Source organism: Streptomyces sp. NPDC042346, assembly GCF_055581845.1.
In genome coordinates this window covers 708,233-733,213 of record NZ_JBVJEH010000002.1, presented here as the reverse complement: position 1 = coordinate 733,213, position 24,981 = coordinate 708,233, and the positions used below count along the sequence as shown (strand labels likewise).

At 72.7% G+C, this 24,981-nt stretch carries 19 protein-coding genes; 5 read left to right on the top strand and 14 right to left on the bottom strand.

Annotated features, from left to right (window positions below; all coding sequences use genetic code 11):
* Positions 1-263: 263 nt before the first annotated feature.
* The 4 genes from ACZ6K0_RS11955 to ACZ6K0_RS11940 all read right to left on the bottom strand — a co-directional run bounded on the left by ACZ6K0_RS11955 (position 264) and on the right by ACZ6K0_RS11940 (position 5,032).
* Positions 264-1,667: a GH1 family beta-glucosidase gene (locus ACZ6K0_RS11955; protein WP_469231802.1), complete on the bottom strand. Its 1,404-nt coding sequence runs from the start codon at positions 1,665-1,667 to the stop codon at positions 264-266.
* Between the two features lie 59 nt (positions 1,668-1,726).
* Complete coding sequence (locus tag ACZ6K0_RS11950; RefSeq protein WP_376398786.1) at positions 1,727-2,653, bottom strand: carbohydrate ABC transporter permease; 927 nt, start codon at positions 2,651-2,653, stop codon at positions 1,727-1,729.
* Positions 2,650-3,633: a carbohydrate ABC transporter permease gene (locus ACZ6K0_RS11945; protein ID WP_376398783.1), complete on the bottom strand. Its 984-nt coding sequence runs from the start codon at positions 3,631-3,633 to the stop codon at positions 2,650-2,652. The genes ACZ6K0_RS11950 and ACZ6K0_RS11945 overlap by 4 nt, the downstream gene beginning before the upstream one ends.
* 91 nt (positions 3,634-3,724) lie before the next feature.
* Complete coding sequence (locus ACZ6K0_RS11940; RefSeq protein ID WP_376398780.1) at positions 3,725-5,032, bottom strand: ABC transporter substrate-binding protein; 1,308 nt, start codon at positions 5,030-5,032, stop codon at positions 3,725-3,727.
* A 324-nt stretch (positions 5,033-5,356) separates the two neighbouring features.
* Here ACZ6K0_RS11940 and ACZ6K0_RS11935 point away from each other — a divergent pair, with 324 nt between their 5' ends.
* Entirely contained in the window at positions 5,357-8,191 is a 2,835-nt protein-coding gene (locus ACZ6K0_RS11935) for a glycosyl hydrolase (protein WP_376398778.1), read from the top strand.
* 74 nt (positions 8,192-8,265) lie between these two features.
* On the opposite strand, the gene ACZ6K0_RS11930 is transcribed toward ACZ6K0_RS11935, so the two are convergent.
* On the bottom strand, positions 8,266-9,291 hold the full coding sequence (locus ACZ6K0_RS11930) for a LacI family DNA-binding transcriptional regulator (RefSeq protein WP_469231799.1): 1,026 nt from the start codon (positions 9,289-9,291) through the stop codon (positions 8,266-8,268).
* A gap of 238 nt (positions 9,292-9,529) precedes the next feature.
* Between ACZ6K0_RS11930 and ACZ6K0_RS11925 the strand changes: the two genes are divergently transcribed.
* The gene (locus tag ACZ6K0_RS11925; protein WP_376398772.1) at positions 9,530-10,339 is read left to right on the top strand and encodes a hypothetical protein; all 810 of its coding nucleotides are present in this window, start codon (positions 9,530-9,532) and stop codon (positions 10,337-10,339) included.
* A gap of 116 nt (positions 10,340-10,455) precedes the next feature.
* Here the strand turns inward: ACZ6K0_RS11925 and ACZ6K0_RS11920 are convergent, their stop codons facing one another.
* The 7 genes from ACZ6K0_RS11920 to ACZ6K0_RS11890 all read right to left on the bottom strand — a co-directional run bounded on the left by ACZ6K0_RS11920 (position 10,456) and on the right by ACZ6K0_RS11890 (position 18,609).
* Positions 10,456-11,802 carry an amidohydrolase family protein gene (locus ACZ6K0_RS11920; RefSeq protein WP_469231797.1) on the bottom strand — a complete coding sequence of 449 codons (1,347 nt, stop codon included), beginning with the start codon at positions 11,800-11,802 and terminating at the stop codon, positions 10,456-10,458.
* A gap of 160 nt (positions 11,803-11,962) precedes the next feature.
* Positions 11,963-12,646, bottom strand: coding sequence for a GntR family transcriptional regulator (locus tag ACZ6K0_RS11915; RefSeq protein WP_376398766.1), 684 nt, complete (start codon positions 12,644-12,646; stop codon positions 11,963-11,965).
* A 36-nt stretch (positions 12,647-12,682) separates the two neighbouring features.
* Positions 12,683-13,678, bottom strand: coding sequence for a LacI family DNA-binding transcriptional regulator (locus ACZ6K0_RS11910; RefSeq protein WP_469231794.1), 996 nt, complete (start codon positions 13,676-13,678; stop codon positions 12,683-12,685).
* Positions 13,675-15,450, bottom strand: a complete 1,776-nt coding sequence (locus ACZ6K0_RS11905) for a glycoside hydrolase family 36 protein (protein ID WP_469231792.1) — start codon at positions 15,448-15,450, stop codon at positions 13,675-13,677. Before ACZ6K0_RS11905 ends, ACZ6K0_RS11910 begins: the two co-directional genes overlap by 4 nt.
* A gap of 8 nt (positions 15,451-15,458) precedes the next feature.
* Entirely contained in the window at positions 15,459-16,292 is an 834-nt protein-coding gene (locus tag ACZ6K0_RS11900; protein ID WP_469231790.1) for a carbohydrate ABC transporter permease, read from the bottom strand.
* Positions 16,289-17,218 (bottom strand): carbohydrate ABC transporter permease, encoded by a 930-nt coding sequence (locus ACZ6K0_RS11895; RefSeq protein ID WP_469231788.1) that lies wholly within the window; start codon positions 17,216-17,218, stop codon positions 16,289-16,291. Before ACZ6K0_RS11895 ends, ACZ6K0_RS11900 begins: the two co-directional genes overlap by 4 nt.
* Positions 17,215-18,609: an ABC transporter substrate-binding protein gene (locus ACZ6K0_RS11890; protein WP_469231786.1), complete on the bottom strand. Its 1,395-nt coding sequence runs from the start codon at positions 18,607-18,609 to the stop codon at positions 17,215-17,217. The genes ACZ6K0_RS11895 and ACZ6K0_RS11890 overlap by 4 nt, the downstream gene beginning before the upstream one ends.
* 239 nt (positions 18,610-18,848) lie before the next feature.
* On the opposite strand from ACZ6K0_RS11890, the gene ACZ6K0_RS11885 reads away from it, so the two are divergent.
* Both ACZ6K0_RS11885 and ACZ6K0_RS11880 read left to right on the top strand, forming a co-directional pair.
* Positions 18,849-20,834, top strand: coding sequence for a carbohydrate-binding protein (locus tag ACZ6K0_RS11885; protein ID WP_469231784.1), 1,986 nt, complete (start codon positions 18,849-18,851; stop codon positions 20,832-20,834).
* Entirely contained in the window at positions 20,831-22,006 is a 1,176-nt protein-coding gene (locus ACZ6K0_RS11880; RefSeq protein WP_469231782.1) for an aminotransferase class V-fold PLP-dependent enzyme, read from the top strand. The genes ACZ6K0_RS11885 and ACZ6K0_RS11880 overlap by 4 nt, the downstream gene beginning before the upstream one ends.
* A 39-nt stretch (positions 22,007-22,045) precedes the next feature.
* On the opposite strand, the gene ACZ6K0_RS11875 is transcribed toward ACZ6K0_RS11880, so the two are convergent.
* Both ACZ6K0_RS11875 and ACZ6K0_RS11870 read right to left on the bottom strand, forming a co-directional pair.
* Complete coding sequence (locus ACZ6K0_RS11875; protein ID WP_469231780.1) at positions 22,046-22,300, bottom strand: LapA family protein; 255 nt, start codon at positions 22,298-22,300, stop codon at positions 22,046-22,048.
* A 107-nt stretch (positions 22,301-22,407) separates the two neighbouring features.
* Positions 22,408-23,076: a beta-glucanase gene (locus ACZ6K0_RS11870; RefSeq protein WP_469232209.1), complete on the bottom strand. Its 669-nt coding sequence runs from the start codon at positions 23,074-23,076 to the stop codon at positions 22,408-22,410.
* Between the two features lie 251 nt (positions 23,077-23,327).
* On the opposite strand from ACZ6K0_RS11870, the gene ACZ6K0_RS11865 reads away from it, so the two are divergent.
* Positions 23,328-24,908, top strand: a complete 1,581-nt coding sequence (locus ACZ6K0_RS11865) for an FAD-dependent monooxygenase (protein ID WP_469231778.1) — start codon at positions 23,328-23,330, stop codon at positions 24,906-24,908.
* Positions 24,909-24,981: the final 73 nt, after the last annotated feature.

Sequence of the window (24,981 nt, the reverse complement as noted above, 5' to 3'; positions counted from 1 at the left end):
GGGGGTGTCGCGGCACCCCCCTCGCGTCTCCGCGACCGCGGCTGCCCGGAACCTGTTCATGTGACGACTCCCCCGCGAAGTGCCGCTGACCCTCGGATGATGATCAAGATCGCGGCGATCATGCGGGGACTACGGGGCCGCCGGGTTCCTGGACTTCTTCCCGGCGGACGACCAGCACATCCCCGTCGAGTCGGCCGTGCCGTGGACCCGGTCCTTCGTCGCCGGCGCACTGCGCGCGTAGGACCGGGCACGCGTACGGTCGCTCAGGCCTCCGCAAGCCCCCCTCGGGCGATGACCTCCGCGTACCACCGGGCGCTGTCCTTGAGCGTCCGGCGCTGCGTGGCGAAGTCCACGTGCACGATGCCGAACCGCTTGCTGTAGCCGTACGCCCACTCGAAGTTGTCGAGGAGCGACCACAGGAAGTAGCCCCGCACGTCCGCCCCGTCCGCGAGGGCGCGGTGCACCGCCGCCAGGTGCGCGTGCAGATAGGCCACCCGCTCCGGATCCTTCACGTTCCCCGACGGGTCGGCGTAGTCGTCGTACGCCGCTCCGTTCTCGGTCACCACCAGGGGAACGTCCGGCAGTTCGTCCCGCAGCCGGACGAGGAGCTCGTACAGTCCGTCCGCGTCCACCGGCCAGTCCATCGCGGTACGCGGCCCGGGGGCCGGTTCGAACCGCACGTGCCGCTCGGCGCCCGCCCACGGCGACGGCGACTCGGAGACGCCCGCCGCGACGACCGCCGGGGAGTAGTAGTTGATGCCCAGCGAGTCGATCGGCGCCGCCGCCGTCGCCAGGTCGCCGTCCTCGACGAACGACCAGTCCGTGATCCCGGCCGTGTCACGGACCAGGTCCTCGGGGAGCCGGCCGTGGAAGACCGGGTCGAGGAAGATCCGGTTGCCGACGGCGTCGATCCTGCGGGCCGCGTCCCGGTCCTCGGGCGAATCCGAAAGGGCCCGTACCGCATGCAGGTTGAGCGTCAGGGACACCTCGGCCGAGGAGGGCAGCGCCCCGCGCAGCACGCGCGCGGCCAGCCCGTGGGCCAGGTTGAGGTGATGGGCGGCGCGCAGCGAGGCGAGGGCGTCGGTGCGCCCCGGGGCGTGCACGCCGTTGCCGTAGCCGAGGAAGGCCGCGCACCAGGGCTCGTTGAGCGTCGTCCAGGTCGCCACCCGGTCGCCGAGCGCGTCCGCCATGACGCCCGCGTACTCGGCGAAGCGGTACGCGGTCTCCCGCTGCGGCCAGCCCCCCGCGTCTTCGAGCTCCTGGGGGAGGTCCCAGTGGTAGAGCGTCGCCACGGGCCGGATGCCGGCCCCCAACAGGCCGTCGACGAGCCGCCGGTAGAAGTCGACGCCCCGGGAGTCGACCGGTCCGCGACCGGTGGGCACGATCCGCGGCCACGCGATCGAGAAGCGGTAGTCGGTGACGCCGAGCCGCCGCAGCAGGGCGATGTCCTCGTCGAGCCGGTGGTAGTGGTCGGCGGCGATGTCGCCGGTGTCGCCGTTGCGCACCTTGCCCGGAGTGCGGCTGAAGGTGTCCCAGACGGACGGCGTACGGCCGTCCTCGGCTGCGGCACCCTCGATCTGGTACGCCGCCGTGGCGGTGCCCCAGCGGAATCCCTGCGGGAAACGCAGGACGTTCGAGGTGTCGGGACGTGCGTCGAGCGCGGTCATGAGGTGGGAACTCCCGGGAGTGAGACGTCTGTTGGGGAGGGACGGGGCGCCGGAGGGGGTCAGCCCTTGACCGCGCCCTGCATGATGCCGCCGACGATCTGCCGGCCGAGCAGGCCGAAGACCAGCAGCACCGGAAGGGTGCCGAGCAGGGTGCCCGCCATGATCACGGACTGGTCGTGGACGTAGCCGCCGCCGAGCTGCCGCAGGGCCACCTGGACGGTCGGCTCGGAGGAGGTGAGGGCGACGACCGGCCAGAAGAAGTCGTTCCACGCGGCCATGAAGGTCAGCAGCCCGAGGACCGCCATGCCGGGCCGGGCGATCGGCACCACGATCGACCAGAAGATCCGGGCGGTGGACGCGCCGTCGACCCGGGCCGCCTCGATCAGCTCGTCCGGCAGCGTCTGCACCAGGTACTGCCGCATGAAGAACACGCCGAACGCGGAGACGAGTCCCGGCAGGATCACCGACTGGAGCTGGTTCACCCAGCCCAGCTCGGCGATCAGCATGAACAGCGGGATCACACCGAGCTGCGGCGGGATCATCATCGTGCCGACGGTCACCGCGAGCAGTGCGCCCCGGCCGCGGAACCGCAGCTTGGCGAAGGCGAAACCGGCGAGCGTGCAGCACAGGACGGTGCCGAGGGTGATCGACCCGGAGACGATGAGCGAGTTGAGCAACGCCTTCCCGATGTCGGCCTCTTCGAGCACGGCCTCGAAGTTGCGTATCAGGTGCGGGCCGGGCACCAGGGACGGCGGGACCTGCGCCAGGTCGGCGTTGGAGCGGCTCGCCGCGACGAGCGTCCAGTAGAAGGGGAAGGCCGAGACGAGGACGGCGACGATCAGGATCGCGTAGGCGACGGGACCCGCGTGCAGGGTGCGGCCCGCCCGGGAGGAGGGGCGTCCGCCGCGCCGGGGCGGGGCCGCCGGGACGGAGCGGGCGGGCCGCGCCGGGCGGGGCGGGACCTCGGTGGTGCTCGGCGCGGTCATCGGCCGGCCTCCTTGCGGGAACGGCGGCGCGCGATCAGGGCGTTGACCCCGACGAGCACCACGATGAGCAGGAACATCACCCAGGCGATGGCGGCGGCCCGGCCCAGGTGGAAGAAGCCCCAGCCCTGCTCGTACATGTAGAGGCCGAGCGTCTGGTACTGGTGCGAGATGCCGCCCGAGATCGAGCCTTCGAGGAGCAGCGGCTCCCCGAAGAGCTGGGTCGCGCCGATCGTCGAGACGATGACGGTGAAGACGATGGTGGGCCGCAGCCCGGGCAGCGTGACGTGGAGGAACTGGCGCCAGCGCGAGGCGCCGTCCATCGCGGCGGCCTCGTACAGCTCGTCCGGGATCGACTGCATGCCGGCCAGGTAGATCAGCGCGTTGTAACCGGTCCAGCGCCAGACGACGACGGTCGAGACGGCGATCTGCGAGGCGACCGTGCCGGTCTGCCAGTCGACGGGGCCGAAGCCGACGAGACCGAGCACGTAGTTGATCAGTCCGAAGTCGCGCCCGAAGAGCTGGGCGAAGACGAGGGTGGCGGCGGCGACCGAGGTCGCGTACGGCAGCAGGATCGCGGTCCGCAGGAAAGTGCGGCCGCGCATCCGGTAGTTGAGAAGATGCGCGAGCCCGAGGGCCATGACCAGCTGCGGCACGGTGGAGAGGACGCCGATGGTGAAGGTGTTGCGCAGCGCGGTCCAGAAGAACGTGTCGCCGAGCAGCGCGGTGTAGTTGCCGAGCCCCCGCCACTCCATGTCGCCGGGCGTCTGGAGCTCGACCCGGTACAGCGAGACGTAGGCCGTGTAGATCAGCGGGAAGACGCCGAAGGCGGCGAAGAGGGTGAAGAAGGGGGCGATGTAGGCGTACGGCGAGGCCTTCCGCCAGGCCCGCCGGACGGACGGCTCCCGCCGGGGCGCGGGGAGCTGCTCGGACGGTGAAGGTGACGGAGACGGTGGCGGTGTCGCGGGTGCGGTGAGGGTCATGGTGCGGCCCTTCGGGGAGGAGTCGAGGCGGAGGAACGGCGGTGCCGGACGGGCGTACGCGGGGGAGCGGGCCGCCCGTCCGGCACCGGGATCAGCCGAGGGTGTTCGCGACACCCTTCCGCGCGTTCTCCCAGGCCTTCTCGGGCGCGGTGCCCTTGCGCTCGACCTCGCTCAGCGCGTTGGTGATCTGCTGGGCGATGTTCTGGTCGTGCACGCCCAGGACCTGGACCGGCGCCGCCTTCGCCGCGTCACCGAAGATCTTGCCGATCGGCGCGTTCGAGAAGTACGGGTCCGTGGCGGCGCCGACCTTCTCGATCGCGCCGGTGGAGGAGGGGAAGTTGCCCTGCTTCTCGAAGAGCGTGGCCTGCTGTTCGGGCGCGGTGAGCCACGTGATCAGCTCGTACGCCTCCTTCTTGTGCTGCGCGGCCTTCGGCACGGCGAGGTAGGAGCCGCCCCAGTTGCCGGCCCCGCCGGGGAGCGCGGCGACGTCCCACGTGCCCTTGCCGGTCTCGCCGGCCTGGCCCTTGATGTAGCCGAGCATCCAGGCGGGGCAGGGGATCGTGGCGAAGGAACCGGCGGCGAAGGCCTGGTTCCACTGCGGTGACCACTGGTCGAGTTCGGCGCTGAGGCCGTCCTCGGCGGCCTGGACGGAGTGGTCCCAGGCGGCGCGCAGGGCGGGGTTGTCCTCCCAGATCAGCTTCCCGGAGGCGTCGTAGTAGCGCTCCTTCTCCTGCCCGATCATGATCGAGTAGAGGCTGCCGACGCTGTCGAGCCAGGCGCTCTTGCCGGGGGCCTTCGCCTTGTACTGCTTTCCGAGCCCCAGGTAGCCGTCCCAGGTGGACCAGCGCTTGGCGAGCTCCTCGCGGTCGGTCGGCAGCCCGGCCTTCGCGAAGAGGTCCTTGCGGTAGCACATCGCCTCGGGGCCGACGTCGGTGCCGAGTCCGAGCACCTCGCCGTTCTTCCCGGTGGCCGCCGCCCACTTGGCCTCGGCGAACTGTCCCTTGAGACCGTCCGCTCCGTACTTCTTCAGGTCCTCGAACTTGTCGGCCTGCTGCTGCGTGACGGAGGCGATCCGCCCCACCTCGATGCCCTGGACGTCGGCCAGACCGCCGCCGCCGGCGAGCCGGGTCTGGAGGGACTTCCAGTAGTCGGCCTCGTCCTCGGTGTCCGTCTGCTTGATCGTGACGCCGGGGTGGAGCTTCTCGTACGCGGCGTAGAGCCCGGCCTCCTTGTAGCCGAAGGAGCCGAACAGGTCGACGGTGATCGTGACCTTCCCGCCCGCGCCGTCCGTGGCCGCCCCGTCCGGTGAACTTCCGCAGGCGGCGAGCAGTGCCGCGCTCAGGACGACCGCCCCGAGGCGGACGGCGGTGGTGGTTCTGGCGGCTCGGGCGATGGGCATGGGGGGCCTCCCTTGGCTACGGGGCGAGCGAGAGAACTGCTTGAGAGCGCTCTCAAGAATGCGGTTGGAGCGTGCCTGCGCTCCGGGTGTCCCGTCAAGACTTGAAGGCGTAACGGGTTGGACTCGGGCCCAACTCCCTCCTGTACCCCCTCTCTTGACACCCAGGTTTCGAGAGTTTTACGTTTTCGGCCATCCGAAGCGCTTGAGAGCGCTCTCGGAGGCCTTTGAAGGCCCTCGGAGCCCCTCCAGGGCCCCGTACGCATGCCGCACCACCCCCATCCCCCGTCCGTGTTCGATCCGTCGTGACGACATGAGGTGCCGTTCATGCCAGCCCCCCGCACGCGTCCAGCCCCCCGAAGCCGCCCGGAGCGCCACGCCCGCCCGGCGCACCGCACCCGACCGGTCGCCGTCCTGGCCCTGGTCTCCGCCCTCGCCGCCCTGGGACTCGGCCCCGCCGCCACCCCCGCGGCAGCCGCCACCGTCCCGGTGGGCGCCGGAAGCTACTCCGACACCCGCCCCGCCGGCACCTCCGGCCCCACCACCAACACCGGCGCACCGGTCACCCCCAAGGTCACCGCCGCCGCCCAGGGCAAGCCGGTGCCCACCAACGACTGGTGGTCCTCCCTCGCCTTCCAGCGCTACGGCGACAACCCGTACTCCACCCCCATGTACGGCCATCCGCTCACCTACCAGGCCACCGCCGGCGGCCTGGACATCGGCTACCCGACCAGCCCCGCCGTCGTCGGCGACGGCCGCCAGTACGAGTACGCCCACAAGCGCGACCTCACCCTCGGCCTCACCGGGCTCAACTCGCCCGACACCAAGGTCGACGCCTGGTCCGACTGGACCGTCACCCCGTACTGGTCCGACGGCGCGCGCACCCTGCGCACCACCATCGGCCACGGCATGCCCTTCGTGTACGCCAAGGGCACGGGCGGCGACGCCCGGATCACCACCGCCACCGCGCCCACCGTCTTCGCCGACCAGGGCAACGTCCTCGGCATCACCGTCGAGGGCCACCACTACGCCCTCTTCGCGCCCGGCGGCACCGACTGGAACGTCGCGGGCTCCACCATCACGGCGGGCCTCGGCGGCAAGGACTACTTCTCCGTCGCCGTACTGCCGTCCACCGACGCGCTGGCGACCTTCCGGAAGTACGCGTACAGCTTCGTCACCGGATCCACGGTGAACTGGAGCTACGACGCGGGGACCGTCCGGGCCACCTACGGCCTCACCACCGAGGCGAAGGAGGGCACCGAGCGCGGCACCCTCCAGGCGCTCTACCGGCACCAGTGGCTGCACAGCACCGACCCGCTCACCCCGTACACGTACGTCTCGCCCCGCGGCACCATGAAGGTCCGCGAGTCGGCCTCCTTCACCACCACCCAGAAGGCGGCCGCCACACTGCCCGGACTCCCGGGCGGCGCGGGCGTGGACACGGCCCGGCTGCGCGGCTACCTCAACGAGGTCGCGAACTCCTCCGACCCCTTCTCCGGCGCCGTCGACACGTACTGGACGGGCAAGGCCCTCGGCAAGCTCGCCCAGCTGGTGCCGCTCGCCGACCAGATCGGCGAGGGCGCGATCCGCGACAAACTCCTCGGGCTCATCAAGGGCCGCCTCCAGGACTGGTTCACGGCCGGCGGAGCGAGTGAGTTCTCGTACGACCAGGCATGGAAGATCCTCACGGGCTACCCCGCCTCCTACGGCAGCGACACCGAGCTCAACGACCACCACTTCCACTACGGCTACTACGTCTACGCGGCCGCGATCGTCGCCCAGTACGACCCGGCCTGGGCCGCCGACTCCGCCTGGGGCTCCATGGTGAAGACCCTGGTCCGCGACACCGCCAACCCCAGCCGCACCGACGGCGCCTTCCCCTTCCTGCGCGGCTTCGACGTCTACGCCGGGCACAGCTGGGCCAGCGGCCACCAGGGCTTCGCCGCCGGCAACAACCAGGAGTCGTCCTCCGAGTCGACCAACCTCAGCGCCGCGCTCGTGCTGTGGGGCTCGGCCACCGGCGACACCGCCCTGCGCGACCTCGGCACGTACCTCCTCACCACCGAGGGCGAGGCCATCGCCCAGTACTGGTTCGACGCCGACCAGCAGGTCTTCCCGGCGGGCTTCCAACACGACACGGCCGGCATGGTGTGGGGCAGCGGCGCCGCCTACTCGACCTGGTGGACCGCCAACCCCGAGGAGATCCACGGCATCAACGTCCTCCCCGTGACCGGCGGTTCACTCCACCTCGGCGGCCACAAGGACGCCGTCCGGCGCAACATCGCCGAGCTGGAACGCGAGAACGGCGGACCCGCCGTCGAATGGCGGGACATCCTCTGGGAGTTCCAGTCCTTCGCCGACCCGGCCGCCGCGAAGGCCAAGTGGGACGCGGGCAACGCCGGTTACACCCCGGAGGCGGGGGAGTCCAAGGCCCACACCTACCACTGGCTCACCACCCTCGACGCACTCGGCGCCCCCGACGCCTCCGTCACCGGGTCCCTCCCCACCTCGGCTGTCTTCACCAAGGGCACCACACGGACGTACGTGGCCCACAACCACGGCTCCACCGCCCGCACGGTCACCTTCTCCGACGGCAAGTCCCTGACCGTCCCCGCGCGTTCCACCGCGACGGGCAACGGCACCGGCGGCGGCACGGACCCCGACCCCGAGCCGCAGCCCGGCACCGGGAACACCTTCCAGCTCCGCACCGGCGGCACGCTCACCACGGCCACCGGCGCCACGGCGGGCAGCGACACCGTCCTCTCGGCACAGGGCGGCAACCACGACGGGACCCCGAACCGGCCGGTCGTCTACGAGGTCAAGGGCGTCAACGGCACGCTCAGGGCCGGCGGGGCCACCGCCTTCCGCCTCCAGATCGACGCCGGGACGGCCGTCGGCCTGGGCCAGCAGGCCCGGATCAGCTACGACCTCACCGGTGACGGCACCTTCGAACGGACCGAGACGTACCAGTACTTCGCGACCGACCCGGTGACGGGCTGGGAGGAGTACGCCCAGTCCCGCGGCCTCAAGTCCGCCACCGGGACGCTCGGCAACCTGAGCGGCGGGACGGTCCGCCTCGAAGTCTGGAGCGCCATCGGGAACGGGGACGCGCGCGTCCAGACCGGCACGGACCGCTCCGTGGTCGTCATCCCGTTCGACTGACCCGACACCCCCCACAGGAGCGGCGGGACCGGAGACACCTCCGGCCCCGCCGCTCCGCGTTCCCCGTCCCGCCCTCAGGCCGAGTCGCGGCGTACCAGCGACGTCGGGGTGATCACGGAGTCGGGGGCCGCGCCGCCCGGCCCGTCGAGCAGCCGCATCAGGAGTTTCACCATCAACCGGCCCATGCCCTCGATGTCCTGGCGCACCGTGGTCAGCGCCGGCGAGGTCCGGCCGATCACCGAGTCCATGTCGTCGAAGCCGACGACCGCCACGTCCTCGGGGACCCGCACCCCGCGCTCCCGCAGGGTGCGCAGCGCACCCGTCGCCATCAGGTCGTTCGCGACGAAGACGCCGTCGAGGTCCGGCCTGCGGTCGAGGAGCCCGGCCATGGCGCGGGCGCCGCTCTCCTCGGTGAACGAGCCCTGGCACAGGAGATCCGGGTCGGCGTCGGGCAGCACGTCGTGGTAGCCGTGGAGCCGGTCGATCGCGGACGTCTGGTCACGGGGCCCGGCGATGTGGGCGACGGTCCGGCGGCCCAGACCGACGAGGTGCCCCACGGCCTCCCGGGCGCCGCCGCGGTTGTCGCAGTCGACGTACGGGACGGCCGGGTCGGTGCCCGGGGCGGGACGCCCGCCGAACACCACGGGAATCCGGGCCCGGTCGATCAGGGCGGGCAGCGCGTCGTCGCTGTGCAGCGAGAAGGCGAGCGCCCCGTCGACGTGCCCGCCGCCCAGATAGCGCGCGATCCGCTCGTGGTCGCCCGGACCCTCCACCCACAGCAGCACCAGCTGGGAGTCGTGCGCCGTCAACTCGCGGCTGATGCCGCGCACCTGCTGCTCGAAGAACGGGTCGGAGAAGATCCGGAACTCCGGCTCCTCGATGATCACCGCCACCGCGCCGTTGCGCCGGGTCACCAGGGTGCGTGCCGCGTGGTTCGGGACGTAGCCGAGCTCCTCGACCGCCCTGGTCACCTTCTCGACCAGCGGAGCGCGCACGCCCGCACCCCCGTTGACGACGCGCGAGGCCGTGGCGCGGGACACACCGGCGCGTGCGGCGACGGCTTCCAGCGTGGGGCGGGACCCCGTGGTCTGATCGGGCAAGGCGGTCGCTCCTCGTCTGCGTCTGCTGAGCTGCGGTCCGACGCGGACCAGGATATCTGTACCGCTCAGGTGTTGAGAGCGCTCCCAAGGCGAATGTCCCGGGCTTTCCCCGAGGAGCCGGCCGACCCGTCGGCGCAAGGGGGCGGCCATCGAGGGTTCATGGGGCGGTTGCTCGGTGTAGGGAGCATGCGAGGCGTGCCGGCATCCGGTCGGCCGATACCGAAGGGCCGTACCTGACGTGCACCGTCGCCAATTCGCCGCCGCGCTGACCGCCGCGATCGCCGTACCGCCCGTGCTCGCCGCCACGCCCGCCCAGGCGGCCGGAGCCGGTGGGGGCGGGCCCGCCGGGGTCGCCGGAGCGGCGGGAGCCCGGGGGCTCGCCCACCACATGCTTCCCGTGCTGGCCCGTGAGCTCGGCGACAGGACGGCGGCGAAGGAGCTCGTCCCGCACCTCCTCGACGTGGGCTTCGACTGGGAGCCGGAGACGGCGCCGTTGGCCGCCGTGGACTTCGTCGTCGCGTACGGATTCGGCAACCGGCCGGCGGTCGGGGGCGGGGACCCCGCGACGACGCTGCCCGAGCCCGGGCCCGTGAACGCGGAGCTGGCCGCGACGGTCGCCCGGATACGCGCCGCGCGGAACGTCCCCGTCTACGCCCAGTGGGAGATCGCCCGCTTCCTGGAAGCCGAACACGGCATGACCGACGTCGTCGCGATCGAGCCGGTGATCGCACCGGACGGCACCATCACCTACCTGAGCACGGACGGCGTGGCCGCCCAGGTCGCCGAGGCCCGCCGCCACTTGCCCGGCGGCATCGGTACCGCCTGCGTCGTGGGCTTCCGCGACCACCACAAACGATGCGTCCAGACCACCCGGGACCGGGGCATGAGGGCGTACGCTCCCCGGGGCGTAGCCATGCCCCACGCCTACGACGCCGAGTCCGGCCAGCCGTGGACCCGCAGCCGGGACCTGTACCTGGTGCACGACATGGCGGCCCAGTGGCAGGTGATCCGAGCGAAGCTGATCGCCGAGGCCTGGCCCCACGGCTGATCCGGAGCGGATCCGAGCGGGGCGGACCGAGGCCGTGAGCGGTTGTGACGGCGCGTCGCGCCCGGCGGAGCAGGGGGGCGCTGCCGCTGCCGGCTAGGACGCCCCGCCGCCGTGCGTCAGGCGAGGAACTCGCCGTTGCGGGCCACCACGGCCCCGCCGTGCACCACCATGTCCCGCTGGGGCATGTCCACGACGACCTGCGGCAGGCATTCGCCCCGGACGAGGACGAAGTCGGCCGGGGCGCCGGGCGTGAGATCGGCGTGCGCGAGGCCCATGACGTCCGCGCCGCCGTGCGCCGCGACGCGGTAGCAGTCCGTCAGCTCCTCGTCGAGGCGTACGTCGGTGACCCACCCGAGGAGCTGCGCGCGGTGCAGCATGTCCGCGTTGCCGAACGGGCTCCACGAGTCGCGCACGCCGTCGGAGCCGAGCCCGACCCGCACCCCGTGCTCGCGCAGCCGTGCGATCGGCAGCACCAGCGAGTCGGAGGGCGCGACCGTGGTGAGGGCGATGTCCTGGGCGCCCAGGTCGGTGGCGAGGGAGCCGAGTTCGCGGTCGGAGAGGCCCGGCAGACAGAAGACGTGGCTGACGGTGACCTTGCCGGCCAGCGACAGGGCGCGCGTGCGGTCGATGATGCCGCGCATCGCCTTGATGCCCTTCTCGCCGCGGTCGTGGAGGTGGATGTCCACGCCGACGCCGTGGCGGTCCGCGATGCCGAAGACGAGGTCGAGCTGCTCGTCGAGGGCCTGGTCGAACCCGATGGGGTCGATGCCGCCGATCATGTCGACGGTGCCCTCGCGCGCCGCCTGCTCAAGGAGCGCCGCCGTGCCCGGCGTGCGGATGACGCCGTGCTGCGGGAAGGCCACGATCTGGACGTCGAGCGCGTGGTGCAGCCGCCGGCGGGCCTCCGCCACTCCCTCCACTCCGGCAAGGCCGTAGGCCGGGGCGACATCGGCGTGGGCGCGCATCGCCCGCGTACCCCGGGTGACGGCGTGGGTCATCAGCCCGTACGCGCGTTCCGCGACGGGGCGGCGCTGCGCCTTGAACAGTTCGACGTCCTGGGCGACGTAGTCGGCGATGCCGCTCGCCGGCCGCCGCGACACCCAGGAGCCGCCCCAGGTCGTCTTGTCGGGGTGGATGTGGGCGTCCACGAGCGAGGGCAGGGCGATCCGGCCGCCGCCCTCGACGACCTTCGCGCCGCGCGGCGCCGGGCCGTTCGCGACGCGCCCGTCGACGACGACGAGGTCGGTCTTCGCCCCACCGAACGGGCGGACGTTCCGGAAGACGACGGCCCTGGCGTGACGGCCCGCGGCACCGGACACGGCGGCTTCGTCGGACGACGCGGCCGAGGCGTGGGCGGAGGGCGCGGTGGCGGCCGTCGTGGCCGTCGCCCCGGCCAGGGCGGCGGCACCGGCCAGCATCGTGCGGCGGGAGAGGGCGCCGGGGGAGGACGAGGACGCGTGCATGGGAGCTCCTTGAGGAGTAGGCGCCGGTGACTCCCCGTTTTGTATACCAAGCCGAAGGTGCCGGACAAGGGTGTGCCGGCGAGGCCACGAAATCCGCACCTCACGACGTTGGTGTGCGTCGACGGGAGGGTATTGAACTCGTCTTGGTATACAAATACTCTCAGGCGTCGCCGAAGAGGGAGCGCAGTGCGACGGCCCTGCTGTCCCGTACGTGCAGCAGCGTGCTGGCCGCCGCGGCCTCCGCGTCCCCGGCGGCGATGTGCCGGAACATCTCGGCGTGCTGGGCCCGCATGTGCGCGGGCTCCTCGCGCAGGCCGAACAGCAGCCGGAGCTGCCAGCTCAGCTGCTCCATGGTGCGGGCGAGCAGCGGGTTGCCCGCCAGCTCCACGACGCCCTCGTGGAACGCGGTGTGGGCGGCCACCTCACGCGTCCCCTCGCCCGCCGCGGCCGCCGACTCGGCCTGCCGGAGGGTCGCCTCCAGCGCGGCGAGCCCCTCCGTTCCGGCCGCCCCGCTTGCGGCCCCGCGCGCCGCCAGGGCCCGCGCCGCGAGCCGCGACGCCTGCACCGCCAGCGGCTCCCACACCTCGTACAGATGCTCCACGTCGGCGCGTTCGAGCCGGCGGACGCGCACCCCGCTGTGCGGGAGCAGTTCGAGGAGTCCCTCGGCGACGAGTGCGCGCAGGGCCTCGCGGACGGGGACGCGGGACATGCCGAGCTCCTCGGCGACCTCCCGCTCGACGAGCCGGGCACCCTGGGCGTACCGCCGGTCGACGATGCGCTGGAGGACGGCCTCGCGCGCCTGCGCACTGAGCGAGGCCGCTCCGCTCCTGCCGGTCTCCGTCACTGGCGTGTGTCCCTTTCCGTTCGCCGCCCGGCGACCCTACGGGGCCGCGGGGCCCGTCGAGGCGCGGATGACGAGCTCCGGGTCGAAGAGCAGCTCGCCCGTGGGGACCTCGCGGTTGCTGACCAGGGCAAGCACGCTGCGGCCCACCTCCAGGGCCAGCCGGTCCGCGGGCTGGCGGACCGTGGTCAGGGCCGGGTCGGTGAACTCGGTGACCGTCGACCCGTCGTAGCCCACCACAGAGACGTCGCCCGGCACGGACAGGCCCTGGCGGCGGATCCCGCGCACCGCGCCCAGTGCCATGAAGTCGCTGGCCGCGACGATCCCGGTGGCGCCGAGGCCGACCAGGGACGAGGCCGCCGCCTGCCCGCCCTCCACGCTGTAGGACTGGCGGACCACCCAGCGCTCCGCGTCGGCCAGGCCGCGCCGGCCCATGGCCTGGACGAAGCCCCGCACCCGCCGGTCGGCGGGCCGGTTCCCCGCCGGGCCCGACGCCATGCCGATGCGCCGGTGGCCGAGGCGGTGGAGGTGGTCCACGGCCAGTTCGGCCGCGAGCGCGTCGTCGGTGGAGAAGACCGGGGCCGGTACCCCGTCCGCGAACTCGCCGTTGATCCCGACGTACGGCACGCGGCGCTGCCGCAGCAGTTCGTAGCCGTCGGTGTCCGCACCCTCCACCGTGTTGGACGCGGAGAGGAAGACGACGGCCGCGACACCCTTGTCGACGAGGGAGGTCAGGAAGTCCAACTCCTGCACACCGCCCGGGAAGACGGGGCAGAGCACCGTCTTCAGACCGTGCGGCGCGAGGGCCGACTCGATCCGCTCGGCGACGTCGGCGAAGAACGGGTTGGAGACGAACTCCGTGACCACCGCGACCAGTTGGCCCTGGGTGACCCGCTCGTAGCCGAGCTCGGCCATCGCCTGCTCGACCGCCTCGCGGGTCTTCTTCGACACGCCCTGCCGCCGGTTGATCACCCGGCTGACGGTGGCCTCGCTGACCTGTGCGTGGGCTGCGACGTCGGTGATGCCGACCTTCATCGCGGTCCTTCCGTGAGTACGAGCGAAACCAGACCGCCACGCGGGACGGCCAGGGGACGGGGCCCCTCCGGCAGGAGCGTCAGCGGATCATCCATCATACGGCCGTCCGGCCCGTGGACCCGGGCGGCCACCCGGCCGCCGCCCCCGGTGACGTCCACCACGACCCGGTCCCGGTCCGAGCCGTTGACCAGGTGGAAGCGGCGGTACGCGGCGAAGTCGAGCTCCACCACCCGGTCGCCGTGCACGCTCACGAGACACTCGTCGCCGTGCGCCGCCACCACCACCGGGTACAGCTCGTCCGGCCGCCCCGGCTCCACCCGCCCGTCGAGCAGCAACTCCCGGTGCAGCCGCCAGCGCCCGAGCCAGAACCGCACGGCCGCCAGATGCTCCGGCGGCGCCTCGTCCAGGCGTACGGAGATCTGCGGGACCGCGTGCAGAGCCCCGATCAGCTGGCGGGCCACCGTCTCGACCGGCGCCGAGCGGGACCACATCACCATGTCGGAGTGGACGGCCCCGCCCACCGCGAGCAGCGAGGTGTCGAGGGTCCGCACCCGGTTCGCGGTCGCGTCCGCGGGGCAGTCGAAGGAGCGCAGCATGTTCCCGAACGGTGCCATGCCCGGACCGACGTACGGCTGCCGCAGTTCGAGCAGCAGCCCGGGCCGCACGGCCTCCAGGGCCCGGCGCACCTCCGTGAGCAGCACGGTCATCGCCCGGCCGACGTCCCCGGCGCCGTCGCCCGCGTAGACCCCGGCCTCGTCGAGGAAGTCCAGCTTGAGGCCGTCGACGCCGTGGTCGCGCACGAGCGAGACGCACAGCTCGACGACGTGCCGGCGGACGTCGGGGAGGCGCGGGTCGAGCACGACGGCGCCGGGCACGGTGGCCCGGGCGGGCGCCGAGGCCGCCCAGCGGTCGTGGCAGTCGGCCTCGGGGCCGAGCAGCAGCGGCGCCACCCAGAGCACATAGCGCAACCCCTGGTCGCGCACCCGGGCGACATGGCCGGCGAGGTCCGGGAACTTGGCGGGGTCCGGCTGCCAGTCCCCGCAGCCGGCGTAGCCCCGGCCGTTGCCGTACCGCTGCCAGCCGTCGTCCAGGATGAGGACCCCGCAGCCCAGCTCGGCGGCCGGGCCCGCCTGGGCCTCGACGGCGGTCGCGGTGACGTCCTGGTTGAAGGCGTACCAGGTGGAGTACACCGGGACGCGGGCCGTGTCCGGCACCGGCATCGGCGGGTGGGCGGCGGCGAACCACGTCCGCAGCGGCCGCAGGGCGGCGGCGACGGACGGCGCGCGCGGCACGAGCAGCAGCCGGTGCGGCTCGGTGGCGGCCGGAAGGCTCAGATGGACGACGTGGGTGTCGTTCTCCTCGGAGACCCCGAAGCGGACCGTGGCCTCCGGGACCGGGTCGGCGGCGGCGAAGGCGAGGAGGGTGGCGCCGGAGTGCTCGTACAGACAGCCGACGGCGGGTCCGCTGACCAGGGAGGTCCGGCTGAGTCCCTCCCAGTCGGCCACCAGGGTGCGCCGCCAGCCGCCCTCGGGGTGCCAGTAGCCCGCCGCGTCGCCGAGCGGCACCGAGAGACGGATCTCCACGGGCACGCCGTCGGCGCGTACGGACAGCATCCGCAGCCCGTCGGGGAGGGAGGCCAGCTCCCAGCGGGGGCGTACGCCGGGGTGGCCGGGGGCGAGGACGGCGATCGACACGTCGTCGAGCAGCGGCTCGGCGGGGGCGTGCGCGGCGTGCGCGGTGGTCACCACCGCGAGGGCGTGGTCAGTCTGCATCGGAGAGTTCATTCCTTCACCGCGCCCGCGAGGAGCCCGGACACGAAGTGACGCTGGAGGGCGAGGAAGACGATCGCCATGGGTACGGCGGCGATGGCGGTGCCGGCCAGGATGGCGCCGTAGTCGGTCTCGTCCAGGCCCTGGAGGGAGGCGAGCGCCACCGGGATGGTGAACGTACTGTCGTCGCGCAGCACGATCAGCGGCCAGATGAAGTCGTTCCACTGGTACAGGAAGAGGAACAGCGCGAGGGCCGCGAGCGACGGGCGCATCGGGGGCAGGGCCACCCGCCAGAACAGCCGGAACTCCCCGCAGCCGTCCATCCGGCCGGAGTCGAGCAGCTCCTTCGGCAGTGCGGCCATCGACTGGCGCATCAGGAAGATGCCGAAGGGCAGGGCCAGGTTGGGGGCGACGACGGCCTGGTAGGTGTTGAGCCAGTGCAGCTCGGCCATCATCTTGAACAGGGGGACGAGCGTGATCTGCGCGGGCACGACCAGGCCGAGCATGAGGAGCCCGAACAGCGCCTCGCGGCCGCGGAACCGGTAGGTGGCGAAGCCGTATCCGGCGAGCGTGCACACGGCGCCCGCGAGGAGCGTGTAGACCGTCGAGATGCCGAGGGAGTTGAGCACGACCCGGCCGAAGTCCGCCGTTTCCTGGAGGGTGGTGAGGTTCTCCGCGAGGTGTCCGCCGGGCAGCAGCGGCGGCGGGCTGTCGAAGATCTCCTGCGAGCTGTGGGTGGCGCCGACGGCCAGCCAGTAGAAGGGGACCGCGACGGCGGCCAGGGCGATGGCGAGCCCGGAGGTGAGCAGGATGCTCCGGCCGGGATGGCGGATGCGGGTGGTCACGACTTCTCCCCGAGGAGGCGGAACTGGATCAGGCCGAGGACTCCGACGAGGACGGTGAGGGCGTAGGCGACGGCGGAGGCGTAGCCGAAGTCGAAGTACTTGAAGGCGTTCTGGTAGAGGTACACGCCGATGGTCAGGGTCGCGTTGTCGGGCCCGCCGCCGGTGAGGACGTACGGCTCGTCGAAGAGCTGGAGCGTGCCGATCGTGGACAGGACGGTCGTGAGCAGCAGCGCGGGCCGCAGCCCGGGGAGCGTGACGTGGCGGAAGGAGCCCAGCGCCCCGGCGCCGTCGACGGCGGCGGCGTCGTACAGCTCGGCCGGGATCGTCTGGAGGCGGGCGAGCAGGATCACGGCGTTGTAGCCGGTGTAGTGCCAGGTCAGGGCCAGGCCCAGGGAGATCCGGGCCCACATGCCCTCGGTCAGCCAGGGCACCGGGTCGGCGCCGACGAGGCCGAAGAGCCAGTTGACGAGCCCGTACTCCTCGTTGAGGAGGACGGAGAAGACGATGCCGTACGCGACGAGGCCGGTGACCATCGGCAGGAAGAAGCCGAGCCGGAAGACGGGCCGGCCGCGCAGCAGCGTGGAGTCGAGGGCGACCGCGAGCCCGGTGGCGAGCGCCAGCATCAGCGGCACCTGGACGACGAGGATGATCCCGGTGTTGCGCAGCGCGGTCCAGAAGATCGGGTCGTCGGCGAGGCGCAGGTAGTTGTCGGCGCCGACGAAGGTCTCGGTGCCGCCCACGGTGCGGTGCAGGCTGAGGAGGAACGACCAGCCGATGGGGTAGAGCTTGAACGCGGCGAAGAGTAGCAGTGCGGGGAGCACGAAGAGGTACGGGGCGGCCGGGCCCCTCCGCCTGCGGCGCTGTGCGGAGGGGTGGGACGCGGTCGTGGCGCTGGTCGCGATCGCGGCGGGCGCGGTCGGTGTCATCGCACGTTCTTCCTGCCGGTCTGGCGGGCCAGCTCGCTCGCGGCCTCGGCGAGGACCTTCGCCGGGTCGGCACCCTTGAGCAGCACCTTCGACTGGGCGTCGGTCACGAGCTTCAGGGCGCGCGCGTAGTCGGCGGTGTAGTTCACGGCGGGGCTGGGCGCCTTGAGGGCGGAGAGGAAGATCTCGCCCTTGCGCTGCCCGCTGAAGAAGGCGGAGGGCTCGTGGAAGACCGAGTCGTCGTACGCCTTGAGGAGCGCGGGCGCGATGCCCTTGCCCCGGTAGATCCGCACCTGGGAGGCGGGGCGGGTCAGCGCGAACTCGACGAAGGACCAGGCCGCCGCCTGCTGCTTGCTGCTGCCGGCGATCGCGAGGTGGGTCGAGTTCACCGTGGCCGCCGTGGTGCCGCCGCGACGGACGGCCGGGGGAAGCCGGACCTTCCACTTGCCGGCCTCGCCGGGCACCTGCTCCTCGATGATCCCGCCGAACCAGGTGGGCCAGGGCAGCACGGCTGCGGTGCCCTTCTTGAGGGAGCTCATCAGGGCGTTCCAGCCGCCGGCCAGATTGCTGACCAGACCGGCGTCGTTCATGGTCTTGATGAGCGTCATCGCCCGGACGGCCTCCGGCGAGTCCAGGGTGATGCGGCCCTCCAGGTCGAAGTAGAAGGCGCCCTGGAGCTGGAGCAGCATCTGGAAGAAGTTGGCGGCGTCGGGCTGCGAGGCCGGCTTGTCGATGCCGAGGAGGTGCGCGCCGGTGCGCGCCTTGAGCTGCTTGCCGGCCTCGATGGTCTCGTCCCAGGTCTGGAGCCCCTCGACGTCGACCCCGGCCTTCTCGAAGAGGTCGGACCGGTAGTAGAACCCCGCCGAGTTCGCCTCCCAGGGCAGGGCGTCGACCCGCTTGCCGTCGGGGGAGACGGTCTGCCACAGACCGGCGGCGAAGGCGTCCTTGTGGGCGGTGGCGCCCAGCGGGGCGAGGTCGGCGAGGCCGCCGGGGAAGCGCTCGACGTACCCCGGGAGGTAGTCCACGCCGATGTGCAGGACGTCGGCGAGGCCCTGGCCGCCGGCGGCGAGACCGGCCGTGATCTTGTCCCAGATCGCGGGGTTGCCGATGTCCTCGACGGTCACCTGGATGTCCGGGTACTTCTTGTTGAACTCCGGTATCAGCGCCTTCAGTTCGGCGGCCGGGCCCTGCCAGGACCAGACGGTGATCCGGCCCTTGCGCGGATCGCCGGCGGCGCCCCCGCCGCCCGCGCCGGTGTCGCCGCTGCCCGAACAGCCGGTGAGCGTCGTCAGGCCGGTGAGGCCGAGCCCGCCGATTCCGGCCGCCGCCAGGGCGCCGCCCCCGCGCAGTACCTGCCGGCGTCCCGGCCGTCTCCCGCTCTGCTGGTCCGTCATGTCGGATCTCCTCGCTCGCACCGTTGCGGAACTTGACGGGGCCGGACATTACAAGGGTGCCGAGCAGACTTGCAATCCCTCAATGAAAACTTTCAGTTCGATCCCTCAGTCATTCCTGACGAGATCATTGCCATCCTTTCGAAGTGGTTGCTAGCGTGCCGCGCGCCCCGACTGCCCCGCCCTGACCGCAACGCCCCGACCGCCACGCCATGCCACGCCCCGACCCGGGAGAGACCCTCATGACGCGTTCCCGCCTGTCGCTGCTGTCCGCCGTCGCCCTGCTCGCCTCACTCGCCGCGAGCGGCGCGGTCACCGCCCCGGCGGCGGCCTCCCCGTCCGCCCCGGCCTCCCCGTCCGCCCCCGCGGTGCTGGCCGTCGCCGATCCCGGCTTCGAACAGGGCGGTACCGGATGGGAGTTCACCTCCGGGACCGGCGTCGCGAGCAACAACCCGCACGCCGGGAACCGGCTGGCCTACCTCGACGCCGGCAGCGGCATGAAGGTCTCCCAGACCGTGACCGCCACCGGCCACGGCGGCTACCTCGTCTCCGCGTGGATCGCCACCGGCGGCCCCGGCGGCCGCTACGTCCTGCGGATCAACGGCGCCACCGTCGCCGAGCGGCCCCTGCCCGCCGCCGCCAACTACCGCCGCCACACCCTCGGCCGGATCGCGCTCGCCCCCGGGGACCGGCTGGAGATCGCCTTCGAGTCGGGGGAGGGCTGGGTCAACGTCGACGACGTGATGGTCTCCCCGGCCGCCCCCGCCGACCCCCGCATCTCGTCCAGCGACCCCGAGATCGTCGAGATGTTCGACTGGGCCAAGGGCAAGGCCAACAGCTGGGTCCACCTGCCCGGCACCCAGGGCCCGCTCGACGCGGACGAACGCCAGACCGGCGGCACCGGCACCGGCGTCTACGCCCCCTCCTACTGGGCGGGTTACGCCAACCGCAGCGGCTACTACTCCCGGGACATGGCCCACCAGCTCTCCGGCGCCGGGGTGCTGGGCCTGCACAGCGAGAACAAGGAGATGCTGCGCGCCTTCGCCGCCTCCGCCACCGCCGAGCACGCCTACTACCCGGTGTGGGCCCTCAACTTCGACAACCGCTCCTACCTCTCCATCGACTACCGCGGCCCGAGCCTCTTCGTCCGCGAGGTTCCCGCCCCCTTCGAGCTGGTGCAGAAGGCCGAGGAGGCGTACCGCTGGAGCGGCGACCCCGCCTACCTCGACGACCCCGCCCTGTGGGAGTTCTACCGCCACGCCACCGAGGAGTTCGTCACCCTCCACGACGGGCAGAAGGACAACGGCGCGGTGAGCGTGGCCGAGGGCACCGGCAAGGGCATCTTCCGGGGCGTCGCCAGCTACAACGAGCAGAGCGACGAACCGCTCGCCGAGGCCGGCGACGCCATCGGCTCGCAGTACCAGGCCTACCGTGCGATGGCCTCCCTCGCCCGCGCCAAGGGCGACCACCCGCTCGCGGCCCGCTTCGAGCGCCGGGCCCGCGAACTCAAGACGTACTTCAACTCCACCTGGAGCGGCAGTGGTTCGGGCGCCGACATGGTGCGCGGCTACACCACCGACGGGCGCGCCCTGACCGGCTGGGGCAAGGAGAACAGCTGGTTCATGCCGATGAAGCAGATCGTCGCCCCGGGGGAGCGGCGCGAGGCGTACCTCGACTACATCGACCAGCAGTCCGAGGGTGACGGGCGCCCCGACAACATCGAGGCCCTGACCTACCTCCCCGACACCTTCCTCACGAACAACCGCGCCGACACCGCCTGGAAGTGGATGCGCCACATCTACGCCCAGAAGGACGTCCAGCACGTCAACTCCCGCCAGGGCACCAACGGCGACTACCCGGAGGTCTCCTTCACCCTCGTCGGCCAGACCGTCCAGGGCCTGATGGGCGTCACCCCGAACGCCCCGGCCCGCACCCTCGCCACCCAGTCCCGGCTGCCCTCCGGCATGGAGTGGCTGGGCATCGAGGACCTGCGCGTCGGCGACTCCGCCTTCACCCTGCGCCACGACACCGACCGCCGGTCGACCCTCACCCACACCTCGGGCAGCGCCCCGTACACCTGGGTGGCCCGCTTCCCGGGCGCCCACGCCGCCGTCGCCGTCGACGGGGTGGTCCGCCCGGCCCGCACCGAGGTGATCGACGGGGCGACCTACACCGTCGTCCGTACGCGCGTGGCCCCCGGCCGGACCGTCGCCGTCGAGGTCCGATGACAGCGTCCGCGTCCGCCGTGTCCCCGGGCGGGGCGAGGAGGGGCGGGGAATTCCCCGGAGGGGCGGGCCTGTTCCGGCTCGACCCGGGGGTGGCCCACCTCAACCACGGCTCCTTCGGCGCCGTTCCCGCCCCCGTCGCCGAGGCCCGGCAGCGCCTGGCGGCGGAGGCCATGGCCGACCCCGACGCGTTCTTCCTCGGCGTCCCCGACCGCCTCGCCGCGGCCCGGGGGCGCGTCGCGGCCCACCTGGGCGCCGACCCCGAGGGGATCGCCTTCGTCACCAACGCCACCGAGGCCGCCAACCTCGCGCTCGACGCCCTGCGCCTGGACACCGGCGACGAGGTCCTGGTCACCGACCACGGCTACGGCACGGTCGTCGCGGCGGCCGCCCGCCGCGCCCGGACGGCCGTCGTCGCCCTCGACCCCGCCCTGCCGGACGAGGACGCGGTGCGCGAGACGGTGCTCGCCGCCCTCACGCCCCGGACGCGGGTGGTGCTGATCGACCAGATCAGCTCGCCCACCGCCCGGCCGCTCGCCACCCCGCGCCTGCTCGCCGAGCTGCGCGAGCGCGGGATCACCAGCGTGGTCGACGGCGCCCACGCGCCGGGCATGCTCGCCGAACCGCTGGCGGGCGAACCCGACTTCTGGTTCGGCAACCTCCACAAGTGGGCCTACGCGCCACCGGGCACCGCCGTCCTCGCGGTGGCGCCCGCCCACCGGGCCCGGGTCGGCGCGCCCGTGCCCTCCTGGGAGGACGACCGCGGCTTCCCCCGCGCGGTCGAGTTCCGCGCCACCGCCGACTACACCGGCTGGCTCGCCGCACCCGAAGGCCTCGACCTCATCGCCGGGCTCGGTGCCGACCGGGTGCGTGCGTACAACGCCGAACTGGTCTGCTACGGAGCGGAGTTGCTCGACGAGCTCCCGGGCGTGACACCGCTTCCGTACGGCGAGGGCCTGGCGATGCGGTCGCTGCGCCTGCCGGCGAGCCTCGCCCGCACCCGGTCGGAGGCGGCCGCGCTGCGCGAGGAGATCGCCGCCCGGCTCGGCTGCCGCGTGCTGATCTGGAACTGGCCCGGTGGCGGCGGCATCCGGATCTCCGGACAGCTCTACAACCGGCCCGAGGAGTACGAACGCCTCACCGCCGGCCTGCGCGCGCTGCTGGCCCGCGGCTGAGGGAGAAGCGGGGCGGTACGGCGAGCCGGGCGGGCGCGATCAGCGCCTGGCTCGCCGTCGGGCGATGTACATGCCGAGGGCGATGCCCACGAGCAGGGTGACCGTGAGCACGGCCCAGAGGGGCAGGGTGACGGTGGGGATCCACAACCGGATGCTGACCGACCCGGTGTTGACCGCGATGAACCAGATTGCGAGAACCGCGAGCACGATGAAGGCGATGGTGCGGATCCGCATGTCCCGGCCCTTGATGGTCAGCTTCGAGGGGCCGTGTTGTGGAGGTGCGTTCTGTGCCATGTCCCCCATTGTCAGCCCAAACGGGGCAGCTCTCGACCGGAGCCGTTCACCCCGGTCCGCAGGCCCTGCACGGCCCGAGCCTCACCGGGCCGTGCCCGGCCCGAGCCTCACCCCCGGTACACGCGCAGCGACGCCACCTCGTAGGACATCTCCGTGAGGTCGGCGTCCGGCGCCGGGTGGTAGCGGCCGGCGCAGACCGAGAGGTTCACGATGAGGTGGGCCCGCCAGGAGGAACCCACCCCGCGCCCGTCGTCGAAGACCCGCGCGCCGTTGACCCACCACGTCACGGAGCGGGCACCGAACTCGACCCGGAAGTCGACCCACGCCCCCGGCCGCACGGCGGGATCCCGGAAGTAGTGGTGGCGCCTCCGGACCCGGTTCGACAGCTCCAACAGGTCGGGATTGTCGGGGTGGTACTCGAAGACGTCGACCTCCTGCCCGCCGTCGAGCCAGGTCCAGATCGCCGGCCAGGCGCCCGTCTCCTCGGGCAGTCGTACCCGGGCCTCCAGGACGTCCCCCGCCCGGACGAGGAAGGCCTCCGGGCTGCCCTCGGTGGTGAGCAGCCCGGCGTCCCAGTCGCCGTCCGTGCGGCGGGTCGCCCGGAACAGCCCCGTGCGGCTGTACGCGGGGTCCGCCGTCAGGTGGTCGAGCTTGTCGTCGCCAGGATTGGTCGGCCCGCCGTCGGGATAGGCCCAGGAGTGACCCGCGGTCCACTGTTCCGTGGAGGAGAAGTCCGCGTCGAACACGAGGGTTCCGGGCGCGCGCGGTGGGGGCACGCCCCTGCCGGTGCCGGTGCCGGTGCCGGAACCGGTACCTCGGCGCAGCAGACGGTCGAAGAAGTCGGACAGCACGGCACGCTCCTTTCGCTCGGGCCACGACTCGGCCCTCGGGCGATTCATCCACTTTGCACCGTACGGCAGCCCTATGTGTCCGATTGGCGACAATGCGTCACCTGAAGCTTGCTGGGTTTTATTTTCGGCTACGGTGTATCCGTTAAAGGTCGCGAGCGGAACGAGGGGCATCGGGAATGAAGGAAACGCGAAGAGGGGCGGTCCGTACGGACGCCTCGGTCATCGTCGTCGGCGCGGGACCCGTAGGGCTCGCCCTCACCCTCGATCTGGCCCGCCGGGGCATCGCGGTCCGGCTCCTCGAACGCTCCGGGAAGGGCTTTGCCGGCTCGCGCGCCAAGGGCATCCAGCCGCGCACGCTCGAAGTGCTCGACGACTTCGGCCTCGCCGGGGCCGCCCTCGCGGCGGGCGGCGCCTACCCGCCGATGGGACTGCACCTCGGCCCGTTCACGAAGACCTGGCGGATGCACGCCACCGCCCCGGACAGCGCGGGCACCCCGTACCCCGACGTGCTCCTGCTCCCGCAGTACGCCACCACCGGCCTCCTCCGCGAGGCCGTCGAACGCCTCGGCGTCCGCGTCGACTTCGGCGCCCGGGCCGTGGAGGTCACGCAGGACGACACGGCCTGCGCGATACGCCTGGAGGACGGCCGAGTCCTGACCGCGCGGTACGTCGTCGGTGCGGACGGCGGCGCCAGCACCGTACGGAAGGCCGCGGGCATCGCCTTCGAGGGGACCACCGACGAGTCCGACCGGATGATCCTCGTCGACGGCACGGTCGACGGACTCTCGCGCGACCACTGGCACATCTGGCCCCGCGCCCGGGGCCGCAGCATCGCGGCGTGCCCGCTGCCCGGCGAAGGGAACCGCTTCCAGATCATGATCAGGACGCGACCGGGAGAGACGCTCGACACCGTCGACGGACTCGACGGACTCGACGGACTCGACGGACTCGCCGGACTCGACGGACGCGATGGCAGCGGCGCCCCGGGCCTCCTCGCCGACCTCCTCCGCCGCCGTGCCGACCGGTCACTCACGCTCCGCGACATCACCTGGACCTCGGTCTTCCGCCCCAACGTCCGCCTCGCCGAGCGCTACCGGAACGGCCGGCTGCTGCTGTGCGGCGACGCCGCCCACGTCCACACGCCGGCCGGCGCGCAGGGCCTGAACACCGGGATCCAGGACGCCCACAACCTCGGCTGGAAACTCCAGCAGGTCCTCGCCGGCGCCGACGACGCACTCCTCGACAGCTACGAGGCCGAGCGGCGCCCCGTCGCCGCACAGGTCCTGGGCCGCTCCACCGAACTGTACGAAGGCCTGCGCGGCACCCGCCCCGGCAAGCTCACCCGCGGCCACGACGAACACCAGCTGGGCATCTCCTACTTCGGCGGCCCGCTGGCCCCCACCGGCACGCCCCGCACCGCGACCCTGCGCAGCGGCGACCGCGCCCCCGACGCGCTCCTGCCCCGCCCCACCGATGAGGCGACGCGGCTCTTCGACCTCTACCGCGGCCCGCACTTCACCGCCCTCGCCTTCGGCGCGCGCGCCGCGGCGGCCCTGGACCGCGCCGCGCGGCCGGCCACCGGAGTCCCGGTGCGCCGCCACGTCGTGCTGCCGCACACCGATCCGCGCACGCCACGAGAAGCGGCCCTGCTCGCCGCGTACGGCATCACCGAGGACACCGTCGTGCTCGTCCGCCCCGACGGGTACATCGCCGACATCGACCTCGTCGGGAGCACGGCCGGCGTCCCGGCCGCCTGACGCCGCCGGGCCCCCGGGCGGGGGTGCGGCCGACGGGTACGGTAGCCACCGCACCACCCTGAGCCCCGCACCG

Bases quoted from the DNA above. Each gene is read 5' to 3' on its own strand.
- ACZ6K0_RS11955 (WP_469231802.1), bottom strand. From the start codon at position 1,667: ATGACCGCGCTCGACGCACGTCCCGACACCTCGAACGTCCTGCGTTTC.
- ACZ6K0_RS11950 (WP_376398786.1), bottom strand. From the start codon at position 2,653: ATGACCGCGCCGAGCACCACCGAGGTCCCGCCCCGCCCGGCGCGGCCC.
- ACZ6K0_RS11945 (WP_376398783.1), bottom strand. From the start codon at position 3,633: ATGACCCTCACCGCACCCGCGACACCGCCACCGTCTCCGTCACCTTCA.
- ACZ6K0_RS11940 (WP_376398780.1), bottom strand. From the start codon at position 5,032: ATGCCCATCGCCCGAGCCGCCAGAACCACCACCGCCGTCCGCCTCGGG.
- ACZ6K0_RS11935 (WP_376398778.1), top strand. From the start codon at position 5,357: ATGCCAGCCCCCCGCACGCGTCCAGCCCCCCGAAGCCGCCCGGAGCGC.
- ACZ6K0_RS11920 (WP_469231797.1), bottom strand. From the start codon at position 11,802: ATGCACGCGTCCTCGTCCTCCCCCGGCGCCCTCTCCCGCCGCACGATG.
- ACZ6K0_RS11910 (WP_469231794.1), bottom strand. From the start codon at position 13,678: ATGAAGGTCGGCATCACCGACGTCGCAGCCCACGCACAGGTCAGCGAG.
- ACZ6K0_RS11905 (WP_469231792.1), bottom strand. From the start codon at position 15,450: ATGCAGACTGACCACGCCCTCGCGGTGGTGACCACCGCGCACGCCGCG.
- ACZ6K0_RS11895 (WP_469231788.1), bottom strand. From the start codon at position 17,218: ATGACACCGACCGCGCCCGCCGCGATCGCGACCAGCGCCACGACCGCG.
- ACZ6K0_RS11890 (WP_469231786.1), bottom strand. From the start codon at position 18,609: ATGACGGACCAGCAGAGCGGGAGACGGCCGGGACGCCGGCAGGTACTG.
- ACZ6K0_RS11885 (WP_469231784.1), top strand. From the start codon at position 18,849: ATGACGCGTTCCCGCCTGTCGCTGCTGTCCGCCGTCGCCCTGCTCGCC.
- ACZ6K0_RS11880 (WP_469231782.1), top strand. From the start codon at position 20,831: ATGACAGCGTCCGCGTCCGCCGTGTCCCCGGGCGGGGCGAGGAGGGGC.
- ACZ6K0_RS11875 (WP_469231780.1), bottom strand. From the start codon at position 22,300: ATGGCACAGAACGCACCTCCACAACACGGCCCCTCGAAGCTGACCATC.
- ACZ6K0_RS11865 (WP_469231778.1), top strand. From the start codon at position 23,328: ATGAAGGAAACGCGAAGAGGGGCGGTCCGTACGGACGCCTCGGTCATC.